At 49.9% G+C, this 21,816-nt stretch carries 19 protein-coding genes; 11 read left to right on the top strand and 8 right to left on the bottom strand.

Annotated features, from left to right (window positions below):
- The first annotated feature begins 51 nt into the window (after nt 1-51).
- Nucleotides 52-876, top strand: a complete 825-nt coding sequence (dapB, locus tag QGP82_RS31385; protein WP_163699368.1) for a 4-hydroxy-tetrahydrodipicolinate reductase — start codon at nt 52-54, stop codon at nt 874-876.
- Nucleotides 877-1,005: 129 nt separating this feature from the next.
- On the opposite strand, the gene QGP82_RS31380 is transcribed toward dapB, so the two are convergent.
- Nucleotides 1,006-2,169, bottom strand: a complete 1,164-nt coding sequence (locus QGP82_RS31380) for a quinone-dependent dihydroorotate dehydrogenase (protein WP_499061983.1) — start codon at nt 2,167-2,169, stop codon at nt 1,006-1,008.
- 394 nt (nt 2,170-2,563) lie between these two features.
- Here QGP82_RS31380 and QGP82_RS31375 point away from each other — a divergent pair, with 394 nt between their 5' ends.
- Complete coding sequence (locus QGP82_RS31375; protein ID WP_163671420.1) at nt 2,564-5,359, top strand: GAF domain-containing protein; 2,796 nt, start codon at nt 2,564-2,566, stop codon at nt 5,357-5,359.
- A 64-nt stretch (nt 5,360-5,423) separates the two neighbouring features.
- Here QGP82_RS31375 and QGP82_RS31370 read toward each other — a convergent pair whose 3' ends face one another.
- The gene (locus tag QGP82_RS31370) at nt 5,424-7,007 is read right to left on the bottom strand and encodes an NAD(P)H-quinone oxidoreductase subunit N (protein WP_499061982.1); all 1,584 of its coding nucleotides are present in this window, start codon (nt 7,005-7,007) and stop codon (nt 5,424-5,426) included.
- A gap of 631 nt (nt 7,008-7,638) precedes the next feature.
- On the opposite strand from QGP82_RS31370, the gene topA reads away from it, so the two are divergent.
- Nucleotides 7,639-10,407 carry a type I DNA topoisomerase gene (topA, locus tag QGP82_RS31365; protein ID WP_499061981.1) on the top strand — a complete coding sequence of 923 codons (2,769 nt, stop codon included), beginning with the start codon at nt 7,639-7,641 and terminating at the stop codon, nt 10,405-10,407.
- A gap of 89 nt (nt 10,408-10,496) precedes the next feature.
- Nucleotides 10,497-12,104: a DUF3352 domain-containing protein gene (locus QGP82_RS31360; RefSeq protein WP_163671417.1), complete on the top strand. Its 1,608-nt coding sequence runs from the start codon at nt 10,497-10,499 to the stop codon at nt 12,102-12,104.
- On the opposite strand, the gene QGP82_RS31355 is transcribed toward QGP82_RS31360, so the two are convergent.
- The 4 genes from QGP82_RS31355 to QGP82_RS31340 form a co-directional block, all read right to left on the bottom strand.
- Nucleotides 12,101-12,778, bottom strand: a complete 678-nt coding sequence (locus QGP82_RS31355; RefSeq protein ID WP_225920435.1) for a TPM domain-containing protein — start codon at nt 12,776-12,778, stop codon at nt 12,101-12,103. The two genes, QGP82_RS31360 and QGP82_RS31355, sit on opposite strands and share 4 nt — an antisense overlap.
- Nucleotides 12,779-12,976: 198 nt before the next feature.
- Nucleotides 12,977-13,480, bottom strand: coding sequence for a hypothetical protein (locus QGP82_RS31350; protein ID WP_250565872.1), 504 nt, complete (start codon nt 13,478-13,480; stop codon nt 12,977-12,979).
- Nucleotides 13,473-13,787 (bottom strand): YtxH domain-containing protein, encoded by a 315-nt coding sequence (locus QGP82_RS31345; protein WP_163671416.1) that lies wholly within the window; start codon nt 13,785-13,787, stop codon nt 13,473-13,475. Before QGP82_RS31345 ends, QGP82_RS31350 begins: the two co-directional genes overlap by 8 nt.
- 43 nt (nt 13,788-13,830) lie before the next feature.
- Nucleotides 13,831-14,130: a hypothetical protein gene (locus QGP82_RS31340; RefSeq protein WP_499061979.1), complete on the bottom strand. Its 300-nt coding sequence runs from the start codon at nt 14,128-14,130 to the stop codon at nt 13,831-13,833.
- Nucleotides 14,131-14,302: 172 nt separating this feature from the next.
- Here QGP82_RS31340 and QGP82_RS31335 point away from each other — a divergent pair, with 172 nt between their 5' ends.
- The 7 genes from QGP82_RS31335 (at nt 14,303) to QGP82_RS31305 (ending at nt 20,158) form a co-directional block, all read left to right on the top strand.
- A complete protein-coding gene (locus QGP82_RS31335; RefSeq protein WP_499061978.1) occupies nt 14,303-16,462 on the top strand; it encodes an S-layer homology domain-containing protein in 2,160 nt (719 codons plus the stop codon).
- 144 nt (nt 16,463-16,606) lie between these two features.
- Nucleotides 16,607-16,939 carry a photosystem II reaction center protein Psb28 gene (gene psb28, locus QGP82_RS31330; RefSeq protein ID WP_163671413.1) on the top strand — a complete coding sequence of 111 codons (333 nt, stop codon included), beginning with the start codon at nt 16,607-16,609 and terminating at the stop codon, nt 16,937-16,939.
- Between the two features lie 48 nt (nt 16,940-16,987).
- The gene (locus tag QGP82_RS31325; RefSeq protein ID WP_163671412.1) at nt 16,988-17,482 is read left to right on the top strand and encodes a MogA/MoaB family molybdenum cofactor biosynthesis protein; all 495 of its coding nucleotides are present in this window, start codon (nt 16,988-16,990) and stop codon (nt 17,480-17,482) included.
- A 178-nt stretch (nt 17,483-17,660) separates the two neighbouring features.
- Entirely contained in the window at nt 17,661-18,356 is a 696-nt protein-coding gene (locus tag QGP82_RS31320; protein ID WP_499061976.1) for a DUF4333 domain-containing protein, read from the top strand.
- Nucleotides 18,357-18,466: 110 nt separating this feature from the next.
- Nucleotides 18,467-19,165: a MotA/TolQ/ExbB proton channel family protein gene (locus QGP82_RS31315; RefSeq protein ID WP_163671410.1), complete on the top strand. Its 699-nt coding sequence runs from the start codon at nt 18,467-18,469 to the stop codon at nt 19,163-19,165.
- A 141-nt stretch (nt 19,166-19,306) separates the two neighbouring features.
- Nucleotides 19,307-19,741: an ExbD/TolR family protein gene (locus tag QGP82_RS31310; RefSeq protein ID WP_163671409.1), complete on the top strand. Its 435-nt coding sequence runs from the start codon at nt 19,307-19,309 to the stop codon at nt 19,739-19,741.
- A 3-nt stretch (nt 19,742-19,744) separates the two neighbouring features.
- Complete coding sequence (locus QGP82_RS31305) at nt 19,745-20,158, top strand: ExbD/TolR family protein (protein WP_163671408.1); 414 nt, start codon at nt 19,745-19,747, stop codon at nt 20,156-20,158.
- A 370-nt stretch (nt 20,159-20,528) separates the two neighbouring features.
- Here QGP82_RS31305 and QGP82_RS31300 read toward each other — a convergent pair whose 3' ends face one another.
- Nucleotides 20,529-21,212, bottom strand: a complete 684-nt coding sequence (locus tag QGP82_RS31300; RefSeq protein ID WP_499061974.1) for a DVUA0089 family protein — start codon at nt 21,210-21,212, stop codon at nt 20,529-20,531.
- A 311-nt stretch (nt 21,213-21,523) separates the two neighbouring features.
- Nucleotides 21,524-21,682 carry a hypothetical protein gene (locus QGP82_RS31295; protein WP_499061973.1) on the bottom strand — a complete coding sequence of 53 codons (159 nt, stop codon included), beginning with the start codon at nt 21,680-21,682 and terminating at the stop codon, nt 21,524-21,526.
- Between the last annotated feature and the right edge of the window lie 134 nt (nt 21,683-21,816).

The raw sequence follows: 21,816 nt of genomic DNA, 5'->3' as shown, positions 1-21,816 counted from the left end.
TACATACTGCGGTTGTAAGATATCTGACTGTACTTCCGTCTCAGAACCATCATGAGCAATCAGTCGAAAATTCCTGTCGTAGTTAATGGTGCCATGGGCCGGATGGGGTGTGAGATTGTCAAGGCTATTGCCGGTGCCGATGATATGCAATTGGTGGGTGCCGTGGATCGTAAGCTTGAGGCCGTTGGTCAGGATATTGGTGAGATCGCAGGCTGTGGTCCTCTGGAAATACCAGTGACGACGGATTTGGAAGCCACCCTGGTGATGGCCCAAAGTGCAGGCAATGCGGTGATGGTAGATGTGACTCACCCAGCCAAAATTTATGAGCAGGTGCGAGCAGCTATTGCCTATGGTGTGAGGCCTGTAGTCGGTACCACTGGTCTAACATCTGAACAAATTATTGAGCTGGCGGAGTTTGCAGAAAAGGCCAGCGTCGGCTGTTTGATTATTCCTAACTTTGCCATTGGGGTAATTTTGATGCAGCAGGCGGCTCTGAAAGCGGCTGAGTATTTTGACCATGTGGAAATCATTGAGCTGCATCATAATCGCAAGGCCGATGCCCCAAGCGGTACGGCGATTAAAACGGCTCAAATGCTTCAGGAAGTAAAACCGTCCTTTAACCCACCTCAAGTGGACGAAACTGAAACCCTTCAGGGTTCACGGGGTGGCACTACGGAGGAAGGCATTAACATCCACAGTGTTCGTCTGCCTGGATTAGTAGCTCACCAGGAGGTGATGTTTGGTGCCCCTGGCCAGGTGTATACCCTGCGTCACGATGCGATGGATCGGGTATGTTTTATGCCCGGTGTGTTGTTGAGTATTCGTAAGGTATTACCCTTGAAATCCCTTTTGTACGGGTTGGATAAAATCCTGTAGGTTGGGTTGAACTTGTGAAACCCAACATCGCCGATGCATTCATGCGAAACCCAACATCGCCGATGCATTCATGCGCATAAATATGTATTTGAGATATCGGTAATGTTGGGTTTCGTGCCTCTACCCAACCTACGTGCTGGGGTGTCCTGTATGTAGCCCAATGGCTTCTTGTATGGAATTTAGGCCATGGTCGTCGAGCTTGGTCAATAGGCCCTGTAGGATATTTTTCACCATCCATGGACCTTCGTAGATCCAGCCAGTGTATACCTGCAATAAAGATGCGCCTGCGGTGATTTTTTCCCAGGCATCGTCAGCGGTGAAAATACCCCCTACGCCGACGATGGGAAGTTGTCCGTTGGTCTTTTGATAAATGTATCGAATGACATCAGTTGCCCGCTGACGGACGGGAACACCACTAATACCGCCAGCTTCATCCACAACCAGATTGCCAGTTTGGCCTAAACGCTTGGTCACCAGTTTGTCCTTGGCAATGGTGGTATTGGTGGCAATAATTCCTGCCAACTGGTGCTGCTGGGCCAGGTCTAAAATATCGTCGATGTCTTCCCAGGCTAGATCTGGAGCGATCTTGATTAGCAGAGGTTTTTGCTGAGTATTGGCGGTTTGTAGGGTGGCAAGAATGGGTTCGAGTTGGGATTTAGCTTGGAGCGATCGCAACCCAGGTGTATTGGGTGACGACACATTGACCACAAAATAATTGCCGTGCTCCTGCAATCTTTGAAAGCTTTGCAAATAGTCACCTGCCGCCTCTTCTAGGGGGGTCACCTTTGACTTGCCTAAATTAATGCCCCTGGGAAAGTCAGGTGTTAGGGGTAAGGCCTTAAGCCGTTCCGCGAGTACTGTCGAGCCCTGATTATTAAACCCCATGCGATTTAAAGCTGCCTGGTCCTGCGGCAAACGAAACAGACGAGGTTTAGGATTACCCGACTGGGCATGGCACGTAACCGTCCCTAACTCTACAAAGCCAAACCCCATCAAAGGCCAACAAGCAGCTGCCAACCCATCTTTATCAAAACCAGCTGCTAACCCCAGGGGGTTGGCAAAAGATTGCTGCCATAGCTGCTGACTCAAGCGCAGCGAAGTAACCTGGCAACTATTTTCACACCAGGCCTGGGCAAAGCGTCGTAAAGGTTGAGTCCAGTAGGGGGCGGTGGTGGGTGGTTCAGCTATCCAAGCCAATGTCTTGATGGTCTGGTGATGTACCACTTCTGGATCGGCTTTCAAGTGCTGAAATAACGACGGAAGCAAGCTAGATTTATAGATGTCTTGCAGCACGAACAATATTTCTAAATGGCCCTGTGGATTATATCGTTGAATTTGAAAACTAGTTGCGTTGATTGATTTGGTTTAGGGTTAGCAGCTAGTTGAGTCGGTTGCTGATATAACTAGGTAGTTGTGATGAACGATAGTCATGATGTATGACTTTTTAACCATCGGCAATAAGTAGCGTTAGACCCCGTTACGATAGAGCCAACTAATGTCAACGATAGATTGATGCCACCCATATCCTGTTGCAATATAGCTATTCCGCTTGAGCCGCGATGGTGACTCATTTTCCTAAGCAATTTGATTAAATAGCATGTTTTAGAGAGCCAGGCTAGCTTAAATTAAGCTATATCCTCCATCGTTACTATTCAGGCAGTAGCCTGTTTCCCAAATCTGAGTTTTTATGGTTAGCCCCATACCCCCAGCGACATGTGAACAGCATTTGGCCACTTTGGGTCAGGTTCTCAAGAATGTATGGGATCAGGATACCGTTGATACCCAATTGACCGAGCTTGCTGACTATATGCAGCAGCTTTATCCCAATGAACTCACCTGGATTGGCCTCTATGATGCCGGTGACCAGAGTTTGACAACTCAAATGGCCGTTCTGGGTAGCGGTAAGAATTTTTTATGGCAAAAGATAAACCTTCAGACTGATGATGCCGTGCAGCAGGTGATAGAGCGAGGTGCTCCGGCGGCTGTTTATGATTTACAAGAATCCCATCGGGCTGGTGAGTGGAAAGCCATTGCTAAGCGCCTCGGCATTCATGACGCCATTATTTTTCCGATTCAGCGGCAGAATGAGTGTCTAGGCATTTTATTGTTGGGTGCCAGTCGGCGGGGAGCGTCTCTAAAATCTGGTGTGCAGAAAAAGACGTTTTCTATTTTGGTCACCACCATTGCGACCATCTTGCACAGATATCAGAAAGACTATTATCAGCAGCTAGAAAAACGTCCCTCCCAGCCATTCTTTCAGCTGTTGGCTAAATTGGAGACGATTCAAGAGTTAGAGCCTAGACTACAGGCGATTGTGGATGCCACTCACCGATTTGTGGGGGCTAGTCGTACCCGTGGGTATTGGTTTGAGCCGCAACAACGCTTTTTCTGGCATCGGGTAGCTAATGGTGGCCACAATCGCCATGCCTATGCGACTCAAGAACCTGGAGTATCCCAGCTATCTGCCAGTGGCTATCAAGAGGTCTATCAGGCCCTATCTTGTGGTGATGTCATTGTTATTGGCGAAGACACCTTTTCTCATCCTGAGGCCGTCATTGAACCTCTGAAGCAGGCCTTTGGCAAGTCCTCTTTATTAGTGGCACCCATTTTAATGCAGGGAGACTTGCTGGGTTTTTTGGTGGTGGAGTCCACCCAACCCCGTCAGTGGAGTGTGCCAGAAAAACGCTATTTAACCGCAGCAGCTCAAGTGGTCAGCTTGGGGATGCCCACATCGGTCTTGCAGGAACGGGTGGCCGATCTAGAAGCTAACCATCAGCTGTCGGTAGGTATTGCCCAAAGTATCCATGGCGATCGCGATTGGCAGTCGGTCATGTCCCAATGCGCTGAGCAACTGATTGCCACCCTTGAAATTGATGGCTTACTGGTGCTTATACCCGATCTAGAATGTGGTGGTTTTGAGGTGGGTTATCAGCACCATGGCACCCAAAGCAAGCCCACTCAGGGAATGTGGCGCTCACTTCACGACGTTGATTGGCAGCTCCTAGCCCGAAAGTCTGCACCAGTCTGTATCGAAAATTTAGATAACGATCTGAAGCTGCGAGCGTGGCATCCTCAGTTCTTACAGATGGGGATGAAGTCGGCGATGGCCTGTAATCTTTCGCCCGGTCAGGCTCCAGAAGGGGTGCTGGTGGTGACCGATAGCCATGGCCGACGCTGGAATCAAACAGAGCAGGATCTGCTGCAGTCAGTTGGACGACAAATTGGGTTAGTTTTGCATCAGTGGTCCTTGCAGCGACAGGCTCAGCAGCAATCCCAGATGAATGAAACCATGCAGTGGGGCTTGCGTAACCTACAGCGTACATTTGATGTGGAGCAACTTCAGCAGGCGGCCACCCATCACGTTAGCCAGCTTTTACGCTTGCCGCTGGTGGCCTTGATCGTTTGGGAAAATGGCCAAAAGGAAGCCCGGTTAGCTTCCACTGTGATCCGGGAGCAGCAGTTTGCAGCTAAGGATAATCCACCGATCTTGGTGGAGAGCGATGCTGTGATTAACTGGGCCATTCAAACCGATGGTGTGATTCAGCTTGAATTTGAAGATCTGCCTGATGTCACTCGCCAATGGTTGCGGTGTCCGGCCCATGCTCAGCTGTTGGTAGTGGCTCTCAGGACATCACCAGAGCATACGCTCAATGGGACGATGGTGCTGGCTGATCATGGTGATCGTCGCTTTTCTGACCAACAGATGAGTATGCTAGCGGTTTTGGTACATCAGTTGGCCTGGTGTCGGCGTCATTTATTGCTAACCAATCGTTTGCGCGAACAGAAAAGTCAGCTCACAGAGCTGAATTGGTATAAGCACCACCACATGGATGACATTCGGCGGCAGGTTCGAGAGTCGCGCCGTCAGCTGGCTAATTTGAAACAATTACCTGAGATCAGCGAACAACCTTATTTCCATGCGGTTGAAAGTCGATTGGCAGGCATGGAAAAGGAATTATTACGATTGACAGGCCGAGAACGGTGGGCAATGGCGTCCGATCCTCGCAAGGTGCCCTTGATTGGTTTACTCAACCGTCTAATGAAGCGGGTGCAAACTCAGGTGCAAAAGAAACAGCTTTGGACGCAGGTGCACTGCGATAGCAACCTGGCCCTTCAGGGTGAAATGCAGAAGATTGAGTTTATTTTGTATGAACTTATTTCAGCAGCTTGTCGACGTTCGCCAGCTAGAGGTCGGGTAGATGTTTGGAGCCGTCCCCTTGAACAGCATTGGATTGAGCTGTCAATTACGGATGATGGCGATGTCGATGAAGCTATCATCAAAGCGCTGAGCGAAGGAAATCATCAGCGGGATCATTTAGCAGAATCACCGTTGGATAGACCGCCGGGTTTAAATCTGGCGATTTGTCAGTCCCTGATGATCCGTTTGGGGGGTGAGTTCATCCTAGAGAAACTGGAAGACAATCGGATTCGCAGCTCCGTTATGTTCCCAATGCATAGGCTTCATACCATTGGTCAGGACTAGAGGGCTTTGAACGCAAAACCTCTAACCCTGACCCGCAATGATGCTTAAGTTTTAAAGAGAATTCTCAATCAAGCATGGTTGGAAAAGTAGCCGTCACAGGGCTAGCAACTGTGTTGGCAATCTCGCCAACGCTCTCCACCTGAGACGCTTGTAACAAAGGGGTCTTGGTGACAGCGTCGTTAGCCAGGGTAAATAGAGGGTTAGATAGTACCCCCGCTAGGGAAGTGGCTACCACGGCTACCACCAAACTCAGCTGTAACGGACGCATGCCTGGCAAATCCCAGCGAACCGGTGGATAGTTCTTGATAGATTCGGACATTTCCTGGGGCTCCTTAACTACCATCATTTTCACTACGCGGATGTAGTAATAGATGGAGATCACACTGGTAATTAAACCAATGAGTACCAGGCTGTAAGCACCGGCCTGCCAGCCAGCCCAAAAGATATAAAGCTTACCAAAGAACCCTGCTAGCGGTGGAATACCGCCAAGGGAAAGCAGACACAGTGACAGGCATAAGGTAAGCAGGGGGTCCTTTTGATAAAGCCCGGCATATTCACTAATTTGGTCTGTACCCGTACGGAGGGAAAAGAGAATGACGCAGGTAAATCCACCCAAGTTCATGAACAGATAGACCATCAGGTAGAAAATCATGCTGGCATAGCCTGCATCGGAACCGATGACCAAGCCAATCATCATAAAGCCTGCCTGGCCAATGGATGAGTAGGCTAGCATCCGCTTCATACTGGTCTGGGCTAAAGCCACCACATTGCCCAGCACCATACTCAGGATCGCCAGAGCAGTGAACACAAAGCGCCACTCGTCTTCCACTAGGGGGAATGTGCTGACTAAAAGGCGAATGGCTAGGGCAAAGCCAGCAGCCTTAGAGCCAACGGATAGGAACGCTACCACAGGTGTAGGTGAGCCTTCATAAACGTCAGGGGTCCACTGATGAAAGGGCACAGCGGCTACCTTGAAGGCAATACCGGCAATGACAAATACCAGTGCAACGACTAGACCAATGGAGCTATTGCCAGTGCTGGACGCTAAGTTGGCTGCGATCGCACTCAACCGGGTCTCACCACCCGACAGACCATACAGCAGGGAAATGCCGTACAAAAAGATGGCTGAGCTCGCTGCCCCAATCAACAAATACTTCAGGGCGGCTTCGTTTGAGCGCGGATCCCGCTTCATGTAGCCCGTCAACAGGTATGACGAAATACTTAGGGTTTCAAGGGACACAAAAATAGTGACAAGCTCATCGGCACCCGCCAGAAACATGCCCCCCAGGGTTGCGGTCAGCAAAATCCCTAAAAACTCAGCTAAGGCTGTGCCTGACTTTTCCACATAGCGGATAGCCATAGGGACGGTCACAGCCGCTGACAGAACGATAATGCCTCGAAATACGATACTGAGAGCATCGCTGTTAAACTCTCCAAAAAAGGCGAGGGGATTGCCTGTGTCCCACTGTAGAGCTAATGCCCCAACGGCAGCCAAACAACCGCCGATAGAGACATAGGGGACCCAGCGCGATGACGCTCGGCCTACAATCAAATCACCTACCAAAATCACTACAATCGTCGCAATGATGATCAGTTCAGGCAGGATTTTACCTGTGTTTAATTGGGCAGCGAGGCTGACAACGTCCATTGGTGCTGTGGTTCGGTATTTCCATTTGGGATCTTACCCTAGTATTCTCGCTCATCTTGTAGTTTCCCAAAGGGAATTTTCTGAATCAGATTAAATTCTATGGATGTAAACCATAGAGGAACTTCGTTCAGGCAACCTGCCTGGTGCACCATTTTTTCTAAATAAAATACTTTCTTCAATTTCTCTAGATTTCTTTTATGAATGGGGTCACAACCAGCCAAATTAATGCCTCGACGATAGCTATAGGCTAAATTTGGCCCTATGGGGTTAGTTTTACCCCCATGGCAATGGTCATGAAATAAAAGCCTTTTCTTAATTCAGAGGTGGACGAAATTCGCCATTTCGATCTATCGATATATAAAGGCAACTGTACGAAAAGCTCTGCGAACATGCAGGTACGGCTTTTGTCACTAACCCTCGGCGCTTCCCTCTGATAAATTCTGAGCTAGATGCCATGGTTATGTATAGTTAGCCAATAAAAAACCGTCGTCATTGCCCACTTATCGGGCATTCTCTCTAGTGTTCAAGCGTTTCGCTAGACGCGGTTTGAGATTTGTTAGTGCCTTGGATATCAGGGTGTTGACGAATTTTCAATTAAACGTAGTTCGACCATTACTTTCAGTTCAGCTGTATGTCCACACTTGTCATTGTTGAGTCACCTACAAAGGCAAAAACAATTCGCAACTATTTGCCCAAAGGCTACCGTGTAGAAGCCTCCATGGGGCATGTGCGCGATCTGCCTAAATCGGCAAGTGAGATTCCCGCCAGCGTGAAGGGCGAGAAATGGGCACAGCTGGGTGTGAATGTAGAGGCGGATTTTGAACCTCTTTACTTGGTACCCAAGGATAAAAAGAAGGTTGTTAAGGCCCTGAAGGATGCCCTAAAGGAAGCCGATGAGCTAGTCCTGGCTACGGATGAAGACCGCGAAGGGGAAAGCATTAGCTGGCACCTATTACAGCTACTAAAACCTAAGGTGCCCACCAAGCGCATGGTGTTTCATGAGATCACCGAAGACGCGATTCAGGCTGCCCTCGAAAGCTGTCGTGATATTGATGATCAGCTAGTAAGGGCCCAGGAAACTCGACGAATCTTGGATCGTTTAGTGGGCTATACCCTATCTCCACTACTGTGGAAAAAAATTGCCTGGGGTCTGTCCGCTGGTCGAGTGCAGTCGGTGGCAGTCAAGCTACTGGTGGAACGGGAGCGCGATCGCAGAGCCTTTAAGCAAGGTTCCTATTGGGACCTCAAGGCCACACTCCAGAAGGCTGACAACCCATTTGAGGCCAAGCTCGTTAGCTTGGGTGGTACTCGTGTTGCTACGGGTAGTGATTTTGACGAAAACACCGGACAAATTGCCGCCGGACGCAATGTGGTGCTTTTGGATGAAACCCAAGCCCAGGCATTAAAACAGCGCTTGGAAGCCAGCATTTGGACCGTATCTAATCTAGAAGAGCGACCCTCTAGTCCCAAACCAGCTCCGCCATTTACCACCTCCACACTGCAGCAAGAATCCAACCGCAAACTGCGTCTGTCTGCCCGTGACACCATGCGTACGGCCCAATCTCTGTACGAAAAAGGGTTTATTACCTACATGCGTACTGATTCGGTAAATTTGTCACAGCAGGCAATTACAGCGGCTCGAACCTGTGTGGAGCAAAAGTACGGTAAAGAGTACCTCAGCCCTCAGCCCCGGCAATATGCCACCAAGAGCAAGGGAGCCCAGGAAGCCCACGAAGCAATCCGCCCCGCTGGTAGTACTTTCCGTACTCCCCAGGAAACCGGGCTAAAGGATCGTGAACTTAGCCTTTACGACTTAATTTGGAAGCGCACAGTGGCTTGCCAAATGGCCAATGCTCGCCAAACCCATATCACCGTCAGCGTAGAAGTGGATGATGCGGTGTTTAAGGCCACTGGCAAACGAATTGACTTTCCAGGCTTTTTCCGGGCCTATGTGGAGGGTTCGGATGATCCCAATGCCGCCCTTGAGGATCGTGAAGTGACCCTGCCGCCCCTGAAGGTGGGAGATACCCCAAGCTGCACCGAGCTAGAGCCCATTGGCCATGAGACTAAGCCTCCGGCCCGTTATACCGAGGCCACATTGGTTAAAACCCTAGAGAAAGAGGGGATCGGTCGTCCCAGTACCTATGCATCAGTCATCGGTACCATTATCGACCGAGGCTATGTGCATCCGCTGAATAATAGCTTGATGCCTACGTTTACAGCGTTTGCGGTGACCGAGCTACTGGATCAACATTTTCCAGATCTGGTGGACGTTAAATTTACGGCCCGCATGGAACGCACCCTGGATGAAATTTCTATGGGTGAAGCGGATTGGCTACCGTACCTCAAGGACTTTTATTCTGGAGATACGGGTCTAGCGGGGCAGGTACAGACCAGAGAAAGCCAGATTGATCCCGCTGAGGCCCGCACCGTTGACTTAGCTGATCTCAGCGCCAAGGTTCGCATTGGCAAGTATGGCCCCTACATTGAGGCCATCAGTGAAGAAGAGGGCGATGAAACCGTACGGGCTTCTATTCCTTTGGATGTGAGTCCAGCGGATCTCAACGACGAGCAGGTACAGGTCCTCCTCAAGCAAAAAACAGAAGGTCCGGAAAAGCTAGGTTTGCACCCTGAAACGGGTGAACCCATTTATGCTCTGATTGGCCCCTACGGTCCCTATGTGCGGCTGGGAGATAAGACAGAAGAGAATCCAAAGCCTAAACAGGTGTCACTGCCCAAGGGGGTAACGCGTGAGTCTGTGGATTTAGAAACGGCTGTAGGACTGCTATCTCTGCCGCGTTTGTTGGGGATGCACCCAGAGACTGGTGCCAAGATCAAAGCCAGCTTGGGTCGCTTTGGCCCCTATGTGGTTCACGATCAAGGTAAGGAAGGAAAGGACTATCGCTCTTTGAAAGGAGACGATAACGTTCTGACCGTGACCCTGGAGCGAGCCCTGGAACTTTTGGCACAGCCTAAGCGAGGGCGGGGGCGTAAAGCTGCTAAACCGTTGCGGGAATTGGGTAAGCACCCTGAGTCGGAAGAACCCATCAACATTTACGATGGCCCCTACGGTCCCTATATCAAGTACGAAAAGGTCAATGCTTCATTGCCGGAAGGTAAGAAGGTTGAGGACGTTACCTTGGAAGAAGCCTTAGAGATTATTGCGGCGAAGGCAGCTACTAAGAAAAAAACAACCCGTCGTAAAACGACGACCAAAAAGTCCACCACTAAAAAGACGACGGCTAAGAAGACTACAACTAAGAAGGCGACAACTAAAAAATCCACCACCAAAAAGGCCAGTACGGCCAGCGGGACTACGGCTGCGGCTAAGAAGTCCACGACGGCTAAGAGTAAGTCGACAACCCGTAAAAAGAAGAGCACCGATAGCGACGCCGAATAAACGCCCCTAGATTGTTTGGGCCAACCCACCCGTGCCGTTTTTGTAAACCAATGGTAGATTAGCAAGCGTTGTTTGTTTCTTGCTGGTCCATGGTTCTCAAGCAACGGCCTCCTTTGTTGGTCACAGTTAGTACGGCGGTTTTACTGATACTGGGTGGGGCAGCGGCCTATCTGCGGCTTGGTCAGCGGCTCTCTACGGGTGTCAAGCTACCAACGGGGATGGAAGTTGTGCCCGGTAATGCCCTGGCAACCCTAACGCTGTCAACGGATGCAACCCAGTGGACTCGTTTACGACAGCTGGGGACACCCGAGTCACAAAAAGTATTGGATCGATTTTTAACCACCTGGCGCGATCGCATCCTCAGTACCAACGGCTATCGCTTTAGAACCGACATTCAACCCTGGATTGGTGAGCAGGTAACCCTTGTCTTTTTGCCCAAGGCCGGTGATAGCGAAGCAGCTGCGGAGATGGTGCTGATTGTGCCCATTGCTGATCCAGATAAAGCCCAGGAACTGATGGCAGAGCCACGGGACGGCACTACTTGGGTTGGCCGTGACTATAACGGTGTTGGCATCCAGTCCATTAAAACTACGGCAGGTGAGACCTTTGAGAGTACCGTTTTAGGTAACCAATGGCTGGTGTTAGCGTCAGGTGCTAACGGTATTGAATCTGTGATCGATAGCTTTGATGGTGGGACTTCGATGCTCAATAGCGATGCCTATCGCCAAGCCGTTAAGCATGTACAGATGCCCTCTGCCTTAGTCCAGCTGTATCTCAATATCCCTGAGGCAGGCAAGACATTTTTGGGCAGTGATAGCTTACCCAGTATTAATGGCCTAGTCGCCGCTGTAGAGCCATTGCCCAATGGTTTGGATATTGAAGCCTCAACCTGGCTAGGACCGGAAGATCAGCCAATTTATGTCGATATGATCAACACCCAGTCCATGACGCCCCAACGGTTACCGGACTCAACCGTGCTGATGTTGTCCACCAGCAGCATTGGTCCATTTTGGCAGGCCCTTAGCGAAGCTGAGCAGCTAAATGCCCTGTTACCGATCTCGTCGGGCTCCCTCACCAAGGGTCTCAAGAACCAAACGGGACTGGATTTTGAAAATGATATATTGCCCTGGCTGTCAGGTGAAGTTGCCTTTGGCCTGTTACCGCCAAGCACGGCAGCGGAATCACCCATGCCCATGGGACAGCTAGCCTTAGTGGCAGAGGTCGCCGATCGTCAGGCAGCTGAGGCCACCTGGGAGCAACTGGATGAAGTCATGACCAGTCGATTTCGCTTTGATGTGAAACCTTTGGATGCGGAGCAACCCGTTAATCAGTTGGTGTCTTATTACGGTGGCATTGCCATGGGACATGGTTGGTTGGATAACGATGTCACCTTTTTTGGCGTTGGCCCAGAGGTGTTGGATGCGATCGCACCTCAACCGTCTAAATCTATCCAAACCAATCGAGCCTTCCAGACCCTTCTAGACATTTCCCCTGATGAAAACAGTGGTTATTTCTTTATCGATGTTGATCGCCTGAAGGATTTGCAAGGCACCCTGCCTTTTCCAAAACTACCTGAAGGCCCAATGGTCTCAGCCATCAAAAGCATCGGAATTGTCACCAGTGCTCAAGATGAGCGCACACTCAGCTATGACATGTTCATAGAATTGCCCAAGGGTAGACGGGTAAAACCGCTCTAAGCTTCCCCACTGGCTGATGAGTTGGCAAACGCAGGGCTCAAGAATGCAACCAGGGCACCAATCATAAAACCAGCAATGTTACGAACCAGGGGTAGCCAGTCCTGGGTGCGAGAAACCACTGGGCCAATGCCAAACGCAATGAACAGCATGCCCCACAGGGGTGAGAAAATCAGCATCCACTGCCAGGAAAAGACCTGGCCCTCTTTGCGGGGATGGGCAGCAAAGCCACAGATAACCCCCCCAAGGATGGATGTAATGAGGGTTAAAATCCATTGCTCTCTAGGTAGGCCAGGCACAACTGAACAGCCACCGCGAGCGAGGCAAGTTTCTAAGGATGCAATGGATTGCATGATGGATTGATCTTCACCGTTGTCACGTACAAAAAACTGATTACCAAAGCGAGTTTGTAGCTCAATCCAGAAGACTCTGGGCAACAGTGAATAGACCGTATCACCAACGCTAAAGTTAAGGATATTGCCTCCCCGTGGGTCGGCAATCAGCATAATGCTCTTATCGTCTAAGTTCCAAAAATCTTTGACAGCACGTCCTGGAGTTTGATCAAACTGGGTTAAAACCCTAAGTTTCCAACCCGTCTCAGCCTCAAACTCCGGTAAATGTTCATTCAAATACTCTTCCTGAGAATTGGTCAGAATTCTTGCTAGGTCGATGACCATAGTCGGCTCATCTGGCAGCAGTTCTGGATTGTTGTAAGCATACGCAGCTGGTGCCGTGATCCCTGTGACGAATGCAATACAACAAACCAACAGCCCCCCTAATAAGGAAGCCTGCAACCAATCCTTAAAGCGTACGGTCATGATGTTTACACTTATTTACCTATCTTTAATGTAGAGAAGAAGCCCGGTTTCCGTCAATCATTGACCAGGAAAGCGATCCTCGGACGTATTACTGGGAGGGCGCTGGGGCGATGTTGGTTGGACTTGGGATGAGGGGGGATGCGGCGGCTCAACAGGTTTGGGTGGTGGTGGTCGTCGTTTACGTTTACGCGCATTAGCTGGTTTGGTGAGGACCCGCCAGGCGGCCCTAAAGCCGACAGCCACACTGCGAGTTGAGCGTTTTACCTGAGACGCCTGCAGACGCACATCACTGAGACTTTGATCCACTTGTTTAACAATATTACGAGCACTGCTGACACTATCGGTCATGTCATCCGCCAGGTCACTCAGGTCAGCACCCGTGTGACGCATTGCCTCTAGGGTGCGGGGTAACTCGCGATCAAGGGTATCAAAGAATTTTTCAGCACTGCGGGCAGCCCGCGCCAGGCCAATCAACGCAGGAATGGACACACACACCAATGCGACTAGACCGAAACCTAGTAGCAGAATGGATAACCCTAGCCAAATTAAAGGATCAGTCACGCTTGGACTCGACCACCGTTTGAGCAAAGTCTTCTCGAGAAGCAGCTTGCCCAGCAATTAAGGCCTCTCTCAGTCGTTCCAGGGTGCTGTCCCAATTTTGCAACGTAGTATTGGACAGCCTATCGGCATGGAATTGCAGGCTAGTGGATAAATCTTCAATGATGTCAGGCACGGCATCCGCTGACTTTTTAAGAACCCTACGGGTATGTTTGCCGCTGCGGGGAGCGATCAGTAAACCGATGACGGTGCCGATGGCGGTACCAGCCAGCAGGCCACTGAGGAAGTGATCGGAGTTGTGTTGGGCCATGGGGAATGCGGGGAGTGGGGAGCAGGGAATGGGGCGTGAGGGGTTAGAAGCGGTGGCGACGTTGGCTGATTAGCCAAACACGCTGTAGGAATTTTGCAGTTTGAATGAGACGTCGCTGTTGTAGCTGCCATTTCAGATGAATCAGCTGCCATTGCCGTAGGTTGGTGCGTTGTACAGTAAAGGCTAGGGTTTGTTGGGCCAAGTTGTCCTCTAATAGTACTGTCCAACGTTGGAGATTTCGGTTGAGCTGGGCAACCTGGTGACCAAACCGAGCGACATGCCAGGTGAGAACAAGGCAGAGAATCGAGATCGCAACATTAGCTATGGCAATAACAATAAGCATGGCAGTTTAGGCATCGCAAGTGCCATTTTTGGAAGACAGAGACGCTAACGTGCTTATTTACTCGGAAATAGACTACAACGAAGATAAATTTTTCAGTCAGAATTATTAATCATAGGTCAACCGTTAGCGTTTACCTTTACCCTGAGTGGGTTAATCAATCAGTCTAGTGGCCATGGTGCAAGCTACTGCCTCTGTTTTATATGTCAATCATGCCAGCGGTGCCCAAGGTAATGGCACTCGCCAATCGCCGTTCAAAACCTTGACCCAGGCTTTGGATCGCGCCAGTTCTGGCACCACCATACAGCTAGAAGCGGGCACCTATGGCAGTGGCGAATCGTTTCCGCTGATTGTGGCCTCTGGAGTAACCGTTGTGGGTATTCATGGCACCGTGGCCATTCGAGGTGGAGGGGTGCTGGCAACGGAAGAATTTGGGGGCATGTCCGTCACGATGAAGTTAGAGGACCGCTCCCAGATCCGCAATGTCACAGTGACGAACCCACAATCGCAAGGTATAGGGGTGTGGCTAGAAGCTGGATCAGCGTTACTCACCCGCTGTCGATTTAAGGGGTGCGGGCGTGATGGTGTTTTTGCCACCGGGACTGCCATACCAGTGTTGCTGGCCAATGAATTCACCGAAAATCAGGCCAGCGGTCTGTTTATGGTGCGCAGGTCTAAAGGAGAAGTCCGACAAAACCGCTTTGAACAGACAGGGTATGGGGTGGCCATTAGCGATCAAGCAGCACCGCTAATTATTGATAACGAGGTGGTGAATAACAAAGCGGGCATTGTTCTGTCCCGTGCCGCTCGGCCAGTGCTACGGCAAAATCACATTCGGCGTAACGAAACGTCGGGATTATGGCTACAGGATACCGTGCAACCTGATGTAGGCCAGAGTCAGGACCTGGGCGAAAATGAGTTTCGAGACAATGGCCAGTGGGATATCCGCAACGAGAGTCGGCAACCCTTAACCAGTGCGGGTAATCATATCAACCCCAATCGAGTTAAAGGATCCGTTCGCTATGTGGCCAGTGAACTTCCCGATCCGGTAGCTGTGCCAGCAATGCTATTAGGCAAAGTGCCCCCCCAACCTGCCCCCCCGACACCGGAATCCCCTGCCCCCCCAACCCTCAATTTAGATAGCCGTTTTAGCGATGTGATTGGGCATTGGGCCGCCCCCTTTGTGGATGCCATGGCCGCAGCAGAACTCGTCAAAGGCTTTTTTGACGGTTCATTTCGCCCCAATGCATTGGTGACCAGAGCCGAGTTCGCTGCTCTGGTCATGGCGACATTTCCTGCGAGTGACGGTGACAATCGCCGGTTTAAGCCCTTTAGGGATGTCTCTTCTAATTTTTGGGCCCGTTCAGTGATTTATCAGGCTCAGGCCCAGGGCTTTATCGCTGGTTTTCCAGACAATACATTTCGGCCCAATGATCCCATGACCCGAGCCCAGTCCCTGGTGGCCCTGATTAATGGTTTGCGACTGGGCCAGGGTATGGCATCCGAACTCGGAGTATATCGGGATCGCGCCCAGGTGCCCCCCTATGCCGTTGAGGAAATTGCCATTGCTACCCGTCAAGGCATCGTGGTGAACTATCCCGATGTGGCAGAACTGCGACCGATGCAGCCCATTACTCGAGCTGAAACCACGGCTTTGGTTTATCAGTGCCTGGCCAATCTAGGTCGGATGCAGTCCCTGACGTCTCCATATATTGTGGAGCCAGCCAGAACCGCCGTTAGTAATAGTGTGGCTGCTGCCAGCAATACAATTGTCACCCACAGCCACTGGGCCGATGACTTCTGGCAGTCCCTCAAGGCGCACAATTTTCTAGAGCGGACCAGTGCTCCCGACGCCTCCATGACCCGTGCACAGTTTGCCAGTTTAGTGGTGGCTGCCTTTGCCCCGAAACCAAAACGTTATCCGGTTGCGTTTCGTGATGTACCTTCATCCCACTGGGCATCCCAGGCCATTCACACCGCCTATCGTGCCAAGTTCCTCTCAGGGTTTCCCGACTATACCTTTGCACCAGAGCAGCCCATCTTAAAAATTCAGGTGCTGCTGGCTCTGGTTAGTGGCTTAGAGCTTACCGCTAAAGATACGGCTGGATTGCTTGCCCGTTATCAAGATAAATCCCAGGTCCCTCGCTATGCAGAAAGCGCGATCGCAATCGCCACCAAACTTGGTTTAGTCTTTAACTATCCTGACCTAGACCTGCTATCCCCTAACCAGGTGGCCACCTATGGTGAAGTGGCCGCTATGGTTTATCAAGGATTAGTGCTGCGAAAGCGCATGCCCCCCATCTTGTCTGACTACCAGGTGCACCCTCAGATGTAGGGTCATCCCATGGAACGTCCCTACATCAATACCTATGGACGAGGATTTTCAAAGAGTGTTTTAAACAACACTCATATGATGGGATGATGGAGCTTAATGCTTTTTAACAAATAGCCCATAGTCATTTAGTTAGAGGACAGCGCAATGGCAGAAATCCAATTTGCTCAGGGTGTAGCTGAGGAAGTCATTCCAGACGTGCGGCTCACCCGTGCTAAGGACGGTTCAGATGGCACTGCTACGTTCTACTTTGATAAACCCAAGGCCCTCGTGGAAGAAGGATTTGAGGTAACGGGTCTTTACCTGGTAGACGAAGAAGGCATGATGACCAGCCGCGAAGTAAACGCCAAGTTTATCAACGGCGCACCAGCTGGCTTAGAGGCACGTATACTGCTTAAGAGCCGCGATGAGTGGGATCGGTTTATGCGCTTTATGAATCGCTATGCCGAAGAGAAAGGATTAGGCTTTACGAAGAGTTAGTTTTGAGTTTTGTAGAGATTGCTCTTCTCGACGTTTTGACTATTATCCATGGCTACCCCCCATCCCGATCCAGATTTCACCCCAGCTATCTGCGGTGTCATTACTGTCAGTGATACACGTACGGTTGACACTGATAAAAGTGGACAGCTGATTAAGGTCAAACTGCGAGAGGCAGGCCATCGATTAGAAGCGTATCGGTTGGTGAAGGATGAGCCGGATCAAATAGCTGGCTTAGTAAAGCGCCTGGCTCCGACCGTAGATGTCATTATTTGTAATGGAGGGACTGGGATCGCCCCCAGGGATACCACATACGATGCGATCGCAACCCTATTAGTAAAAGAAATACCTGGCTTTGGCGAAATCTTTCGTCACCTTAGCTATGCTGAAATTGGCTCTAGAGCCATTGCCTCTAGGGCTACTGCCGGGGTGTATCAATCTACCCTGGTATTTTTGCTACCGGGCTCCAGCAATGGTGTTGCCCTGGCCATGGATACTTTGATTTTGCCGGAACTAAGGCATTTGATACGGCAGATGAAGGGATAGGTTATTAATGTAGAAACGTTCCATGGAACATCTCTATCTCGGAACGGTGTAGGTATCGATTTTGAGGAGAATCTCAGGGTTTCCCCCAATCACTCTAGGTTCTCTTAACCGGTCCTTTACCTGGCATCTGGGAGCCCCCGTTATAGTGAATCTTGGTCAACATTTGCGTTATCACAGAATGGTCGCCATCGTTCGGTTGGGGGCACTGCTAGGGTTAATTCTTCTCAGCAGTTGCTCACGACATTTGAATATGTCTCGGATAGAGACAGATATCCAGGATAACATTGAGCGCCAAGGGCGGCGGCTTACCCTGAAGGATGTAATTTGTCCAAATCGTGTCAAGCAACAGGCGGAAGCATATTTTCGCTGTGTCGGTGAACTGCCAGATGGTGGCCAGTTCACCATTAATGTGATTCAGCAGGATGATCAGGGCACGATCGCGTGGGATGTGCCCAGTTCTAAGGTGATCATTAATTTGGTATCCCTTGAGGAAAAAATTCAAGAGGATATCAGGGAAGCTTTGGGGAAAAGCTTGGCCGTGGATTGTCGCGATACATATCGCATTAATAAACGAGGCGATTCATTTGAGTGTGACGTAGTGGGTGCTGGCACGGTAGCTGCGGGTCGAGTCGAGTCAGTGCTGGTCAAAGTCAACGGCGAAAGCAATTTGGAATGGCAAGAGGTGATCGTTGGAGCAATCCCAACTGCTACACCCCAGCCAGGGACTGAAGGTAACGCCACACCCGCAGCTACCCCAGATGATGCAACAGCAGACGAAGATCCCCCAGATACATCGACGACGGCATCGAACCCTGGCACTGAGTCGAGTGCGGCGGGTGAAGAGACAGGGGAGAATGAAGGGGATCGCCCGTAGATTCGGCGGCGCTGCATTCAGTTTGTATCCACATTTTTGAATCGCGTTTTAATAGTTTCAATCGGTAAACGGCAGACCGGACAGGCAAACGTAATCCAGGAAATTCGGCTATGGCAACTGTATTTGATTTTCTAGCTAAGGGTGGCCCGGTGATGGTACCCATTGTTGGAGCTTCGGTGCTAACAATTTCATGCGCTCTAGAGCGGACACGTTTTTGGTCTGATCTGCTACGCCGTGAAGGCAAAATTGTCAGCGATGTTTTGGATGCAGCTAAACGGGATTTAAATGAGGCAGCTGCGATCGCAAATCAACACCACGATACCCCCATTGGCCGGTTTTTGTTTGCCCCCCTACGGTTAAACAACGCCTCCCCTGAAACCTTCCGCCTGGCCATGGAAACAGCGGCGGATCGTGAATTCGTTAAAATGCGCCAGGGTGAAAAACTACTAGAAACCATCGTTGCCATTTCGCCACTGCTAGGTCTGTTGGGTACGGTAACGGGTCTAATTGCCACCTTCTACAGCTTAAATATCGGCGGCAGCAGCGGCGGTGAAGGAGCCAGTGAAGCCGCAGCGGGTATTGGTGAAGCGCTGATCACAACAGCCGCCGGCATGGTGGTCGCGATTTTAGCGCTGCTAGTGCTGCGGATTTTGGTCTCTCTCCAGAGCCAACAGGCTGACTATTTCTCAGAAGCTGGTAACGAGCTAGAGCTAATCTATCGTCAAAATTGGTACGAGCCTGCATTGTTAGCCTCAGAGAATGGTCACTCTGTTGAAGAGCCATCAGTCTCAGCAACCTATCAATCATAATTTAGTTATTTGTTATTCGTTATTTGTTATCGGCCTCAAACAAATTTGTTTCGGTTCTACTGAATTAGAGACCCAATAACCAAGACCCAATAACCAAGACCTATCCCCCACCTGTATCTTGATACCCCCATCTAAACCTCCATGCCCTTAGGTAAACGCCGAGAAAGTAAAATCCCCACCATTGATTTGGTGCCGATGCTCACGGTAATGATGGGTGTGCTGGCATTTTTTGTGGTGATTTCGGTTTCTTTGGGCAGTGAACAGCTGATTGAAGTAGAACTCCCCCCAGAGCAGACAGAGGATGTGCCGCCAGACCAGTTACCCTCTGCTGATGAGATTTTCATTGTAGAGATGGATGAGAATCAGGAAACTTCGCTCAATGGCCAGCCGATTGATAGTACACAGCTAGCATTAGAGATTGACAACTACCTGCAGAAGAATCCTGATAAGACGGTTTATCTGGTACCGGATCAGGAGCTGCCCTATGAGAACGTTATGCAGTTTCTAGGAGATATGCGTGCGGTCGGTGGTGACCAGGTCTCTCTGGCGTTAGAGGATGCGGAGGAGGAGGAGTAGAAGATGGGCTTACGATCTCGTCATGGAAATTCTGGAGTGCCTGAGGTAAATCTGGTACCGATGATGGATGTGTTGATGACGGTTCTGACGTTTTTTGTCATCATCTCCATGGAACTCAGCGGTGTACAGATTTTTGGAGTGAGTTTGCCCCAGGCAGTCTCTGGTGTAGATGAAGAGGTAGTTGAAAAGATTGAGCCATTGGTAATCGGTCTGCGAGAAGATGGCCAGGCGGTTTATGAAGATAAGCCGATAACAACTCCAGCATTGGCTCCTATTATCCAAAGCTATTTTGCCGAAAACCCAGACGGGTTTGTCATGCTCAAGGCAGATCGCACATTGCCCTATGCCGATGTGGCGAAACTCCTGGCAGACCTGCGGGGTATTGGTGGTAAGCGAGTTTCTTTGGCGGTTGAATAAAAAGAGTCAACAACACTGTTATTGTTGCAAAAAATAATGCAGTGTTGTATTTAAATCGTTAGAGAAAAACAGAAGAGATTAGCAACAATAGTAAATAAAAACTGTTGTGGTAGGTTTTTATGCCGCTGAGTTGTGATATTAGTTCCTTGAGCGATATCCATTGGCACATGCTACGGAGCAGAGTTTCAGGCCAGACAAAAGCAAGGCTACTATATAAAATCTGGCATTGCTGATCCTCAGGATGACTGTAGTTGTGAGATACCATTCAATAGCAATGGCTCTAGACCGGTTTATCCCCTAAATCAGCCATCGCTAAAATACCGTTGCTGACTACAGAATGAATCAGCAACGGCATGATTGGGAGGTGAATTTACGTTTGGCGACGGCGATGTACAAGTGCACCTACACCGGCTAAAGCAAATGCCAATGTGGTTGCAGGCTCAGGTACCTGAGTCGGTGGATTAGTTTCTCCCTCATCAGGTTCTGATGGGGGTAGGACACCAAGGATATCCAATGCCCACTCATTGGTACGAACATCACCAGTAAAGTCACAAAACATACTGTCAGTTGTACACCGTGCAAAGTTACTGGTGAAGTTGGCATTACCCTCCTGTCTGAAGCCATCAGCCAGGTTGGTGGTGTTGCTAAAGTTGTTATACTGCGTCAATGCCAGTGTGTAGTCGCCAGCCTTTAGCACAATATCCAGGAAGCCGTCATAGGCCCTACCAGTGGTAGGGTCATTAGCAACTGTGCCAGACTCATCATCGTCACTTAAGAAGATAAAATTCCCGTCACCATCAAACAAAGACAACACAGGATCAAAACCGCCTGCATCAATGAACGTTCCATCTGCTTGAGTACCACCTGCGTAAGAGTAAGTTCTGAGGGTGACTGCTGATTCTGTAGCTATGCTGAAATCAAACAGCTGTACATCATCATCTTGAGCGAATGTGCCACGGAGGGAAAAATCGACAGCCAAAGCTGCACTAGTCATACCAAGCGTGGTCACTATCGCACCAGTGACCACCCCCATTAGGGCTGACAATGGTTTCATAAGACTGTTTTTAAGGAATGTTTAGGCGCTTAGACAGCTGCTTGCTGATCTGTAGGGTAGATTTGCCTGTGAGGTGATGAATATATAAAAGCGTTTACTGCAGCAACGGTAGACATCTAAAAGCAGTAGTTTGAGATGATGTGCTCGCCTGATATTGCCAACTTATTTCAAATGAACAGGTATCAACAACCCAGAGTGTGCAACTTTAATAAGAACTCAATTAATCTTTGCAAGATATGAAATTCTTCTATGATTGGTAGTTATTGCCGGAGAAAGACGGCGAAGGCTTGTTCAGCCTTCGTTTCCGTAGTTCAGTGGGTAAGGATGTAGCGAATGATATGCCGGTTATCTGCCTGGGAGCCAAAGCTACTGACAAACTGCCCCTGACCGCCTGTTTCTAGCTGCTTGAGTATGGTTGCATAGACTCCAGCCGTAGTACTGCCCACATTGGGATTACTCAATAGCCCCATAGGTAAAAACAACTGAAGCAGAACGACAGGCTCATAAGCTGATAGTATTCCCTATCAAGCAAAGGCCAATGAACTAGCAAGCCGAGCATTTCATAGCATCAGTATTGAGTAAAGCTGAATTTTTTTCCCTATGA

Source organism: Leptothoe sp. LEGE 181152 (genome assembly GCF_032906605.1).
Taxonomy (GTDB): Bacteria; Cyanobacteriota; Cyanobacteriia; order Phormidesmidales; family Phormidesmidaceae; genus Leptothoe; species Leptothoe turfae.
This window is presented reverse-complemented; position numbering and strand designations above follow the sequence as displayed.